Source organism: Streptomyces sp. NBC_00669 (genome assembly GCF_036226785.1).
Classification (GTDB): domain Bacteria; phylum Actinomycetota; class Actinomycetes; order Streptomycetales; family Streptomycetaceae; genus Actinacidiphila.
Genome location: NZ_CP109018.1, coordinates 8,097,419 through 8,109,031, shown reverse-complemented (window position 1 = coordinate 8,109,031; position 11,613 = coordinate 8,097,419). Strand labels below are relative to the sequence as shown.

General features: G+C 71.9%; 10 protein-coding genes. 4 read left to right on the top strand and 6 right to left on the bottom strand.

Annotated features, from left to right (window positions below; translation table 11 throughout):
* Position 1: 1 nt before the first annotated feature.
* On the bottom strand, positions 2 to 448 hold the full coding sequence (locus OG896_RS34270) for a DUF948 domain-containing protein (RefSeq protein ID WP_329371599.1): 447 nt from the start codon (positions 446 to 448) through the stop codon (positions 2 to 4).
* Positions 449 to 710: 262 nt separating this feature from the next.
* On the opposite strand from OG896_RS34270, the gene OG896_RS34265 reads away from it, so the two are divergent.
* The gene (locus tag OG896_RS34265) at positions 711 to 2,813 is read left to right on the top strand and encodes an ATP-binding protein (protein ID WP_329371597.1); all 2,103 of its coding nucleotides are present in this window, start codon (positions 711 to 713) and stop codon (positions 2,811 to 2,813) included.
* Between the two features lie 307 nt (positions 2,814 to 3,120).
* Here OG896_RS34265 and rpsD read toward each other — a convergent pair whose 3' ends face one another.
* Positions 3,121 to 3,732 (bottom strand): 30S ribosomal protein S4, encoded by a 612-nt coding sequence (gene rpsD, locus OG896_RS34260; protein WP_328461527.1) that lies wholly within the window; start codon positions 3,730 to 3,732, stop codon positions 3,121 to 3,123.
* A gap of 55 nt (positions 3,733 to 3,787) precedes the next feature.
* On the opposite strand from rpsD, the gene OG896_RS34255 reads away from it, so the two are divergent.
* On the top strand, positions 3,788 to 4,567 hold the full coding sequence (locus OG896_RS34255; protein ID WP_329371595.1) for a DUF2470 domain-containing protein: 780 nt from the start codon (positions 3,788 to 3,790) through the stop codon (positions 4,565 to 4,567).
* Positions 4,568 to 4,648: 81 nt separating this feature from the next.
* Here OG896_RS34255 and OG896_RS34250 read toward each other — a convergent pair whose 3' ends face one another.
* The 4 genes from OG896_RS34250 to OG896_RS34235 all read right to left on the bottom strand — a co-directional run bounded on the left by OG896_RS34250 (position 4,649) and on the right by OG896_RS34235 (position 8,848).
* Positions 4,649 to 6,001, bottom strand: a complete 1,353-nt coding sequence (locus OG896_RS34250; protein ID WP_329371593.1) for a replication-associated recombination protein A — start codon at positions 5,999 to 6,001, stop codon at positions 4,649 to 4,651.
* A 98-nt stretch (positions 6,002 to 6,099) separates the two neighbouring features.
* The gene (locus tag OG896_RS34245; protein ID WP_329371590.1) at positions 6,100 to 6,759 is read right to left on the bottom strand and encodes a vitamin K epoxide reductase family protein; all 660 of its coding nucleotides are present in this window, start codon (positions 6,757 to 6,759) and stop codon (positions 6,100 to 6,102) included.
* 101 nt (positions 6,760 to 6,860) lie between these two features.
* Positions 6,861 to 8,123: a histidine--tRNA ligase gene (gene hisS / locus OG896_RS34240; RefSeq protein ID WP_329371588.1), complete on the bottom strand. Its 1,263-nt coding sequence runs from the start codon at positions 8,121 to 8,123 to the stop codon at positions 6,861 to 6,863.
* Between the two features lie 11 nt (positions 8,124 to 8,134).
* A complete protein-coding gene (locus tag OG896_RS34235; protein ID WP_328461537.1) occupies positions 8,135 to 8,848 on the bottom strand; it encodes an MBL fold metallo-hydrolase in 714 nt (237 codons plus the stop codon).
* Positions 8,849 to 9,112: 264 nt separating this feature from the next.
* Here OG896_RS34235 and OG896_RS34230 point away from each other — a divergent pair, with 264 nt between their 5' ends.
* Positions 9,113 to 9,967, top strand: coding sequence for a peptidylprolyl isomerase (locus tag OG896_RS34230; protein ID WP_329371586.1), 855 nt, complete (start codon positions 9,113 to 9,115; stop codon positions 9,965 to 9,967).
* A gap of 217 nt (positions 9,968 to 10,184) precedes the next feature.
* A complete protein-coding gene (locus OG896_RS34225) occupies positions 10,185 to 11,414 on the top strand; it encodes a DUF349 domain-containing protein (protein WP_329371584.1) in 1,230 nt (409 codons plus the stop codon).
* The last annotated feature ends 199 nt before the right edge of the window (positions 11,415 to 11,613 follow it).

Below are 11,613 nucleotides of genomic sequence, written 5' to 3'. Positions count from 1 at the left end.
CTCAGTCCTTATTACGGCGGTCGCGGCGGTCGCGGCGTTCCCGGCGCGCGGCGGGCAGCACCCTGCCGGTGAGGGTACGGGCCCGGGCCTTGCCGGCGTCGCCGGACTGCATGCCGACCGCGCGCCGCACGCCGTATCCGAACGCGGCGACCTTCACCAGCGGGCCGCCGAACGTCGAGGCGACGGTGGACGACAGCGCCGACGCGTTCGCGGTCACCTCGGCGACGTCGGAGGTGATGGTGTCGACCCGGTCGAGTTGCGCGTTCGCGCTGCGCAGCGCGTCGGACGCCTCGCCGAGCAGCGGAACGGCCTGCTCGGTGATGCCCGCGACGAGTTCCGTGGTGCGCCGCAGCGTCTGTGCCAGCCGGGCCAGCGCGACGGCCAGGAACGACACGAGGATCGCCCAGAACACGGCGACGATGAGGCCCGCCACCTCTCCACCGGACACGCTGCCGCACTCCCTTTTCCGACCCTCACCACTGTTGTTGCGAGCCTATCGCGTCGCGGGGACAGGACCCTCCAGGCCGCCCCGTGCTGTCGGTTCAGGGACCACCCGCCGGCGGGGGGTTGATGGCGCCGTTCTCCCCCGATCTCCCCCTGAGCTCCACCCGGGTGGTGTCCTCACGCGCCCCTGGTTGGTGCGGCTCCTGCCGGGAAGGACACCGGGCGGGTTGTACGTTGCGCTAGCGAGCACGTACGCTCCGTAGACCATGTCTTCCGCGGAATGTCTGCCGGCCGAACTCACCGGATTCGTCGGCCGCGACAGCGAACTCGCTGACCTGGCCGAACTGTTGGCGATCAGCCGGCTGACCACGGTGACCGGCACCGGTGGCGTCGGCAAGACCCGTCTTGCCCTGCGCGCCGCAGGCGCCGTACAGAACCGTTTCCCCGATGGCGTGCGCGCGGTGGACCTGTCGGCGCTGCGGGACGCCGAACTCCTCGACCACACGGTCGCCGACGCGCTGCGGGTACCGGACCACACCACGCGCGGCCCGCGCACGGCCCTCGCGGAGTACGTCGCGGACCGCGAACTCCTGCTCGTGGTGGACGGCTTCGACCGGGTCCGTACCGAGTGCGCCGCGCTGATGGCCGAGTTGCTGCGCCGGGCACCGGGACTGCGGGTGCTCGCCGCGGGCCGCCGCCCCCTGGGTATCACCGGGGAGCGGCTGCTGCCGCTGGCGCCGCTGCCGGTGCCGGGCGACGGGGTGCGGCTGTTCACCGAGCGCGCCGCCGAGGTCGTGCCGGGCTTCGCCGTGACCGAGGCGGACAGCGCGGCCGTGACCGAGCTGTGCACGCGGCTGGACGGCCTGCCGCTCGCCCTGGAACTCGCGGCGGTGCGGCTGCGCGCGCTGTCGGTGGCCGACGTCCTGCACCGGTTGGACGACCGTTTCCGGCTGCTGACCGGCGGCGATCCGACCGCGCCCGCCCGGCACCGGGCGCTGCGCACCGCGATCGGCTGGAGCCACGAACTGTGCACGCCCGCCGAACGCCTGCTGTGGGCACGGCTGTCGGTCTTCGCCGGCCGGTTCGACCTGGACGCGGTGGAGTACGTCTGCGCGGGCACCGACCTGCCCGAGGCCGACATCGCGGAGACCCTGGCCGGGCTGGTGGCGCAGTCGGTGGTCAGCCGCGAGGCGGACGACCCGTCCGACGGCACCCGCTACCGGATGCTGGAGAGCGTGCGGGAGTACGGCGCCTCCTGGCTCGCCGCGCTCGGCGACGAGCAGCGGATGCGGCGCCGGCACCGGGACTGGTACCTGGGCCTCGCCACCTGGTGCGAGCTGGACTGGTTCAGCCCGCGGCAGGAGGAGGTCGCCGCACGGGTGTCCGACGCCCTGCCCAACCTGCGACTGGCACTCGACTTCAGCCTCGACGGACCCGCCGAGGACCCGGTCGTCGGCCAGTACCTCGCGGGCACCCTGTGGTTCTGCTGGGTCGGCTGCGGGCGGCTGGCCGAGGGCCGGCACTGGCTGGACCGCGCGCTGGAGGCGTCGGCCGAACCCAGCGACGCCCGGGCGAAGGCGATGTGGGTGGCCGGGTACGTCGCGCTCCTGCAGGGCGACTCGACCGCGGCGCTGTCCGTACTCCAGGAGTGCCGCGCCGAGGCCGACGAGAGCGGGAACGCCACCGCGGCCGCGTACGCCGTGCACCGGCTCGGCTGCCTGGCGCTGGTCTCGGACGACATGCCGGTCGCCGAGCGGTTCATCGGCGACGCGCTCCGCCGCTACCGGCAGATCGGCGAGCTGAACAGCAACGTGCTCATGGGCCAGGTGGAGCTGGCGATGGCGGTGGCCTTCCAGGGCGACGTGCCCCAGGCGGTCCGGCTCGCCGAAGAGGTCCGGGACATCTGCGGCGACCACGGCGAACGCTGGACGCTCGCATACGCCTTGTACGTCCTCGGATACGCGGCCTGGCTGGCGGGCGAGCCGGGCCGGGCGCGGCGGCTCGCGGAGGAGTCGCTCGCCATCAACCACGCCTTCCACGACCTGGTGGGCGCCGTCCTCGCGCTGGAACTGCTGGCGCTGGTCACCGAGGACGAGGGGACGCCCCACGAAGCCGCCGTGATCCAGGGCGCGGCCGGCCGGCTGTGGGACTCCGTCGGCCTACGGCTCTTCGGCTCCCGCCACTTCAACGCGCCCCACGCCATCTGCGAGCGCCGCCTCCGCGAACGCCTCTCCGACCGCGCCTACACCGCCGCCCTCCACGAGGGCAGCCGTCTCTCCTTCGACGAAGCGGTTCTCCGCGTCCTGGCACTCCCCCGCCAACCCCCCTCCAAGGGCCGCCCCCTCCCCGCCGCCCACCGCAACCCCTGACAAACGCGACACCCACCAACCCACCCGCGCCCCCGAAGGGACGCGGGCAACTGCGCGACAAACCACCCACGGAACCGCACCCGGCAACGCAACCGCACCCCCACGACGCACCCCGAAGGAACGCGGCGCCCACCAACGCAACCGCGCCCCCGAAGGGGCGCGGGGAACTGCGCGACAAGCCACCCACCACCGGTCACCCGGCACCACACCCGCACCCCAGCGGCGCACTTCCGAAAAGGCGAGCCCCTCCACGGCGGCGCAGCCACAAGCGCAACGGCAACCCATTACCGAGAAGCGCCGCAGGCGGTCAGCGGGCGTAGTACTCCACGACGAGCTGCTCGTCGCAGATGACCGGGATCTCACGGCGGTTGGGGTCACGGTCCAGCCGGAACGCCAGCGCCTGGAGGTTCACCTGGAGGTAGCGGGGCGTCTCTCCGTCGGGCGCCCAGCCACCCTCGCGCGCGACCAGGAACGGGGTCTTCTCCCGGGACCGCTCGCGCACCTGCACGACGTCCTCGGGGCTGACCCGGAACGACGGCTTGTCGACCTTGCGCCCGTTGACCTCGATGTGGCCGTGCACGACCATCTGCCGGGACTGGTAGATCGTGCGGGCCAGCCCGGAGCGGAGCACCAGCGCGTCCAGGCGCCGCTCCAGCTCCACGATCAGCGCCTCGCCGGTCTTGCCCTCGACCTTCTTCGCGCGGTCGTACGCGCGCTGCATCTGCCGCTCGCTGATGTCGTACTGCGCGCGCAGCCGCTGCTTCTCCAGCAGACGGGTCTTGTAGTCGCTGTTCTGCTTGCGACCACGGCCGTGCTCGCCCGGCGGGTAGGGGCGGGCCTCGAAGTACTTGACGGCCTTCGGGGTGAGCGCGATGCCAAGCGCCCGGGACTTCTTGACCTTGGGACGCGACTGATTCACGTGCGTCGAACCTCCGTGTAGATTAGGTAAGGCTTACCTTAGCTGAGGAGTACGCATGATTCGACCCGGGAACCCCGCACCCGAACTGCCGTCGCGACAGCAGGAGAACGGTCAGCCGCGTCCCGAAGTGGAAGAGGCGCCCCGGCAGCCCTCGGCCGCCGAACGCGCGCGCACTCTCGTCGAGGGTAACCCGTCCCTCGCACTGACCATTCCCGCGCTGCGCCCGGTACCGGACGAGCCGATGGTGCCGCTGCGCCGCTCCGTGGGGCCCGAGGGCGACGTCTTCCTGCTCTTCCCCCGCGACCACCCCGCGGTGCGGGCGGTCCGGCACGCCACCGACGACGAGGTGCCGGCTGTGCTGGAAGTCACCGACGTGGCGCCCGTCGCCGTCCCGCACCGCATCCGCGGCCGCGCCTGGGTCGCCGGGTGGCTCACCCACGTGCCGGGCGGCGGCTTCGAGTCCGACGCGGAGCTGCTGCGCCTGGAACCCGGGGAGATCTCCGTGGACGACCTGTGGGGTGCGGCTCTCGTCGAGCCGGACGAGTTCGCCGCCGCCGGGCCCGATCCGCTCGCGCCCTTCGAGACCGATGTCCTCCAGCACCTCGCGGCCGCCCACCCCGAGGAGGTCGCGCTGCTGTGCGGGCTCGTCGGCGAGCCCTGTGCGGGCGGCACCGCCGGCGCGGTGCCCCTGGCGCTCGACCGGTTCGGCCTCCGGGTCCGCTTCACCGGGTCCGCCGGTACGTACGACGCTCGCTTCGATTTTCCGAGCCCGGTGGACGGGCCGGCCGCCGCTCGCCGCGCCCTGCGGCACCTCTTCGCGTCGGCCCGGGCCTGACCTACCGGGGGTGGCCCCGACCCCACCGGGGTGCCCCGTCCGCGTGGTTTCGGGACCTCGCGGACCGACCGCCCCGGAGGGTCAGTTGCCGCCGGAGAGGCGTTCACGGACGCGGTCGAGGACGTCGGCGACGCGGGCTTCTGCGCCGTAGCGGGTCGGTTCGTAGTAGCGGCGGTCGGCGATCTCGTCCGGCAGGTACTGCTGCGCCGCGATCGCTCCGGGTACGTCGTGCGGGTAGACGTAGCCCTGGGCGTGGCCGAGCTTGGCCGCGCCCTTGTAGTGCCCGTCCCGCAGATGCGTGGGCACCGGGCCGGCCTTGCCCGCCCGGACATCCTCCAGCGCCGCCCCGATCGCGGTGGTCGCCGCGTTGGACTTCGGCGCGAGGGCGAGCGCGATCGTGGCGTGGCTGAGGATGAGCGACGCCTCGGGGAACCCGATCATCGCGACCGCCTGCGCCGCGGCGACCGCCGTGGGCAGGGCGGTCGGATCGGCCAGTCCGATGTCCTCGCTCGCCGAGATCATCAGCCGGCGGGCGATGAAACGGGGGTCCTCCCCGGCCACGATCATCCGTGCCAGGTAGTGCAGCGCCGCGTCCACGTCGGAGCCGCGGATCGACTTGATCAGGGCGCTCGCCACGTCGTAGTGCTGGTCGCCGTCGCGGTCGTAGGCCACCGCGGCGCGGTCGACGGCCTCCTCGACGGTGGCGAGGGTGAGGGTGTCCTCGCCCTTGGCGAGGGCGGCGCCCGCGCCGGCCTCCAGGGCGGTCAGCGCGCGCCGGGCGTCACCGCCGGCGATCCGCAGCAGGTGCTCCTCGGCGTCCTGCGGGAGGGTGACCGCGCCGTCGAGCCCCCGCTCCTCGGTGAGCGCGCGGCGCAGCACCCCGCGGATGTCGTCGTCGGTGAGGGATTCGAGGGTCAGCAGCAGGGAGCGGGACAGCAGCGGCGAGATCACCGAGAAGTACGGGTTCTCCGTGGTGGCCGCGATCAGGGTGACCCAGCGGTTCTCCACGGCGGGCAGCAGCGAGTCCTGCTGGGCCTTGCTGAAGCGGTGGATCTCGTCGAGGAACAGTACGGTCTCGCGGTTGTACCCACCGGCTTGGCGCTTGGCGCTCTCGATGACCGCGCGGACCTCCTTCACGCCCGCGGTGATCGCCGAGAGTTCCACGAACCGCTTGTTGGTGGCCTTGCTGACCACGTACGCGAGCGTGGTCTTTCCGGTGCCGGGCGGGCCCCACAGGATCACCGAGGAGGCACCCGCGGGTCCGGTGCCGTCGTCACCGACCAACCGCCGCAGTGGTGAGCCCGGGCGCAGCAGGTGCTGCTGGCCCACCACCTCCTCCAAGGTGCGCGGGCGCATCCGCACCGCGAGCGGGCTGCTGCCCGGGTCCCGCTCCCGCCGTTCCTCGGCCGCCGCACTGAACAGATCTGGCTCCACCCGTGCAGCGTATGCCACCCCTGTGACACTCCCCGACCGCGCGCCGCCGAAGCACCTTCGCGGGGGCGGGCATCCCGCCGTCGTCGCAGGTCAGGCGGTCAGATGACGGTCTTCCAGTAGTACCAGAAGTGGGTCAGGATCAGCAGGCCGATCACCGCGTACCAGACCACCGGCACCACCCAGTGGAACTCCAGCACGGCCGAGCGGACCTTGCCCGGCACCTTGATCAGACCGTGCCTGATGTTGTGCACGGCCGTGTACCAGAAGATCAGGATGGTGACGACCCAGGCGAGGCAGCACCACAGGCAGACCGCGTGGATGTTGTAGATCGTCTGGTACTGGAGCCAGCTGATGAAGCAGACGCCGAACAGGCCGCCGGCCTGCAGGCCGTACCAGAACCACGGCTTGTAGCCGCGGCCGCCGGCGAGCACACCCATGGCGACGCAGATCACCACGCCGTACGCGACCAGGCCGATGATCGGGTTCTGGAAGCCGAAGGCGTGCGCCTGCTTGCTCTCCATCACGCTGCCGCACGCGATGACCGGGTTCAGGCTGCACGAGAAGTGTGTGGGCTTGCCCTCGACGGTGTTCTGCAGCAGGACGAACTTGTCGTTGGTGATGACGAAGGACGCGACCAGGCCCAGCACACCGGAGATCAGCAGCAGCCAGGTGAATGCCTTCGTCGGCGCGATCCCGCCCGGTTCCTGCGGTTCGCGGTCGCCGTCCGTTCGCGTCTCGTCCAACGCGGAAGTCGTCATGATCGCCGATCTCTCAGGTCCGTGGGGCGGGCACCAAACATTGTGCACCAGGGCGGTGAGAACGGCGTAAGGTCTGCCGCCCTGGTACACGGACGAGCGGTTTAAACCAGCCGTTCCTTGACGGTTTCCGCCACCTCGGCGAGCGTGACCGGGCCCTGCTCGCCGCTGGCGAGGTCCTTGAGCTGGACCACGCCCTCGGCCAGGTCCCGCTCCCCCGCGACGATCGCGAGGCGGGCGCCGGAGCGGTCCGCGGACTTCATCGCGTTCTTGATGCCCTTGCCGCCGAACGCGAAGTCCGCCGCGATCCCGGCCCGCCGCAACTCCGTGACCAGCGCGAACAGCGCGCGCCTGGCCTGCTCGCCGAGCGGCACCGCGTACACGTCGGTGGCCGCGGGCAGCGCGAGTTCCACTCCCTCGGCCTTGAGCGCGAGCACGGTGCGGTCCACGCCCAGCGCCCAGCCGACCGACGGCAGCGACGGGCCGCCGATCATCTCGGACAGGCCGTCGTACCGCCCGCCGCCGCCGACCGCGGACTGCGAGCCGAGGGCGTCGTGGACGAACTCGAAGGTGGTGCGGGTGTAGTAGTCCAGGCCCCTGACCAGGCGCGGGTCGTCCTCGTACGTGACGCCGGCCGCGGTCAGCAGGTCGCGGACCTGCTCGTGGTACTCCTTGCACGCCTCGCACAGGTGATCAATGATGAGCGGCGCGCCGGCGAGTTGACGCTGCACGGCCTCCCGCTTGTCGTCCAGCACCCGCAGCGGGTTGATCTCGATCCGCTTGCGGGTGTCGTCGTCGAGGTCGAGGCCGCGCAGGAACTCCTGGAGGGCGGCCCGGTAGGCCGGGCGGCACTCCTTGTCGCCGAGCGAGTTGAGCAGCAGCCGGAAGTCGCGCAGGCCGAGCGAGCGGTACGCGTCGACCGCCAGGATGATCAACTCGGCGTCCAGCGCCGGGTCCTCGGCGCCGATCGCCTCGGCGCCGACCTGCGAGAAGTGCCGGTACCGGCCTGCCTGCGGGCGCTCGTAGCGGTAGTAGGAGCCGGAGTACCAGAGCTTCACCGGCAGGTTGCCGGCCTTGTGCAGGTTGGCCTGGAGGGCGGCGCGCAGCACCGACGCGGTGCCTTCGGGGCGCAGCGCGAGTTCGGTGCCGCCCTTGGTGGAGAAGGCGTACATCTCCTTGGTGACGATGTCGGTGGACTCGCCGACACCGCGGGCGAACAGCTCGACGTGCTCGAAGCCGGGGGTCTCGACGTATCCGTAGCCGGCCCGGCGGGCCGGGGCGGCGATCGCCTCGCGCACCGCGAGGAACGCCGCGGAGTCGGGCGGCAGAAGGTCGTACGTGCCCTTGGGGGCCTGGAACGTGCTCACGGCAGTGACAGTCACAATCCTCGTCGTGGAGCCGGGTCGTCGCCGGTTCCGTGGCCGCCGGCCACCTTGCCCAGATAGGGGTTGGTGGCGCGTTCGCGGCCGATGGTCGTCTGGGGGCCGTGCCCGGAGAGCACCACCGTCGAGTCGTCGAGCGGCAGGCACACGCGGGCCAGCGACTCGTAGAGCTCGGCGGTGTCGCCACCGGGCAGGTCGGTGCGTCCGACGGAGCCGGCGAACAACAGGTCGCCCGAGAAGAACACCGACGGGATGTCGGTGGTCGGGGGCAGCCGGTAGGTCACCGACCCCTTGGTATGGCCGGGCGCGTGCGCGACGCCGAACTCCAGACCGGCCAGGGCGAGGGTCTCGCCGTCGGTCAGTTCCCTGAGGTCGTCGGGCTCGCCGACGGTCAGATCCGCGAACAGCGGGGCGCCGACGGCCATGCCGATCGCCTTCTCCGGTTCGCTGAGCATGTAGCGGTCGGCGGGGTGCAGCCAGGCGGGCACGTCGTGCGCGCCGCAGACCGGCAGCACCGAGGCGACGTGGTCGACGTGGCCGTGGCTGAGGATGACGGCCACGGGCTTGAGCCGGTGCTTGGCGAGGACGTCCTCGACACCCTGGGTCGCGTCGACGCCCGGGTCGATGATCACGCACTCTTCGCCGGCGGCGGGCGCGACCACGTAGCAGTTCGTGCCCCACGCCCCGGCGGGGAACCCGGCAATGAGCACGTTCGTCCTTCTGTCGTCCGCGGTCGGCTGCCTTGAGCCTACCGGCGAGCGGGGCGCGGCTGCGAACCAGTTGTCGGGCGGTGCGCGGACTGGACGGCAGGTGTGGCGTGACGCGAAGATCTGCGGCACGTACATTCGCATACGGCAGCTTCGGCACCGGCTGTGTCTCCTCGGATACAGCCGGCGCACAGGAAACATACAACGCAAAGCGTCGGTGCGCGGCACCTGGCGGACAACCGACACTCAGACGACGGAGACGGCGAAGTGACCACCAGAGATCAGCGGCGGCGGCAGCTCGCCCGGGACAAGTTCGCGCGCCAGCAGCAGCGCCGGGTGAGCGCACAGCGCAAGACGCGGGTGCGCAACTCGGTGATCGCCGTGGTGGTCGCCGTGGTGGTCGCCTCGCTCGGCGGGGCTTACGCGGCAGGCGCGTTCGACGGCAGCAGCAAGAAGAAGGACGACGCGGCCGCGACCAGCCCGACCCCGTCCGCGGCGCCGACCACCTCCGCGGCGCCCAAGGGACCGGACCCCTGCAAGAAGGCCGCGGCGGGCAAGCCCGGCACCAAGCAGTGGAAGAAGGAGCCGGCGATGTCCATCGACAAGTCCGCCGCCTACACCTTCGACCTCCAGACCACCTGCGGCGACATCTCGATGGCGCTGGAGACGGCCAAGGCCCCGCACACCGTCAACTCGTTCAAGTTCCTGGCCGACCAGGGCTTCTTCGACCACACCGTCTGCCACCGGCTGACCACCACCGGGATCTACGTCCTCCAGTGCGGCGACCCGACCGGCCAGGGCTCCGGCGGTCCGGGGTACACCATCCCCGACGAGAACCTGAAGGCGTTCGGCAAGGCCGACGCGAGCTCTGGTTCGGTCACCTACCCGGCGGGCACCGTCGCGATGGCCAACACCGGCCAGGCGCACACCGGCGGCAGCCAGTTCTTCCTGGTCTACAAGGACAGCCCGCTGCCCCCGCAGTACACCCCGTTCGGCACGATCTCCAAGGCCGGCCTGAAGGTGCTCGACAAGATCGCCGCCGACGGCGAGAGCACCGGCCAGGGCGACGGCGCGCCGAACGCGACCGTGGTGATCAACAAGGCGACGGTGGAGAAGTCCTGACCCCCGGCCGGGCCGCGACCGCTACCTGACCATGATCGGACCGAGTCCTGATCGGTATCCGAATTCGCGATTGGGCGCGCATCGGATGCGGACAGCCGGGGCGCTGGTCGCCTATGTTGGCGTTGGGACCGGTCAGGGCGTGCGGCCCGGCCGGAGAGACACTGTGGACGATGCCCGCCGGCGGTGACGTAAGTGGGCATCACATGAGGGAGGCGCTGTGAGCAGCGACCCGTGGGGCCGCGTCGATGAGACGGGGACCGTGTACGTGCGTACGGCCGACGGTGAGAAGGAGGTCGGTTCGTGGCAGGCGGGCTCCCCTGACGAGGCGCTCGCCTACTACGAGCGCAAGTACGAGGGGCTCGTCGTGGAGATCGGCCTCCTCGAACGGCGGGTGCGGACCACCGATCTGGCGCCCAAGGAGGCGCTGGCCGCGATCGAGCACCTGCGTACCGCGGTGACCGAGGCGCATGCGGTCGGCGACCTGGCGGCGCTGGGCACCCGGCTGGACGCGCTGGTGGCGCTGGTGGACACCCGGCGCGAGGAGCGCAGGGCGGTCCGGGCGAAGCAGAGCGAGGAGGCGAAGACCGCCAAGGAGAAACTGGTCGCCGAGGCCGAGGAGTTGGCCGAGAGCGAGCAGTGGCGCACCGCGGGTGAGCGGCTGCGGGCCCTGGTGGACACCTGGAAGGGCCTGCCCCGACTGGACCGCAAGGCCGACGACGAGTTGTGGCACCGCTTCAGCCACGCCCGTTCGGTCTTCTCCAAGCGGCGCAAGGCGCACTTCGCGTCGCTGGACGCGCAGCGTGAGGAGGCCCGGCGGACCAAGGAGAAGCTGGTCACCGAGGCGCAGTCGCTGTCCGGTTCGACGGACTGGGGGCCCACCGCGGCCCGCTACCGCGAGTTGATGACGGAGTGGAAGGCGGCCGGCCGCGCCCAGCGCGAGGCCGAGGACGACCTGTGGAACCGGTTCCGCGGTGCGCAGGACGTCTTCTTCGCCGCCCGTTCCGAGGTGTTCGCCGAGCGGGACAGCGAGCAGCGGGACAACCTCGCCCGCAAGGAGGAGTTGGTCACCGAGGCGGAGAAGCTGCTGCCGGTGACCGATCTCAAGTCCGCGCGGGCGGCGTTCCGTTCGATCAACGAGCGGTGGGAGGCGATCGGCCATGTGCCGCGCGACGCCCGGCCGCGGATCGAGGGGCGCATGCACACCGTGGAGCGGGCGCTGCAGGACTCGGAGGAAGCCGAGTGGCGGCGCACCAACCCGGAGGTCCGGGCTCGTGCCGCCGGCCTGACCGGCCAACTCCAGGCCGCAGTGGAGAAGTTGCGCGGCCAGATCGACACGGCGCGCGCCGCGGGGAACTCCGCGAAGGCCGACAAGCTCCAAGCCGAGCTCGACGGCCGCCAGGCCCTCCTGGACGCGGCCCTGAAGGGCATGGGCGAGTTCGGGGGCTGACCCCGCCCGTTCGGGGGCTGACCCCCGCCCGCCGGTTCCCCGCGCCTCTGCTGGTGCGGCTCCTCCCCCAACAGGGGTGAGCCGCAAGCAGCAAGGGGCGCGGGGAACCGCGCGAGCGACCGTCCGCGAACCGCGAGGTCCGGGCGCATCCGCAGCCAGGCAGCCCGCGCGGTCCCGTTGCCGCCTACCGCGGCCGGCC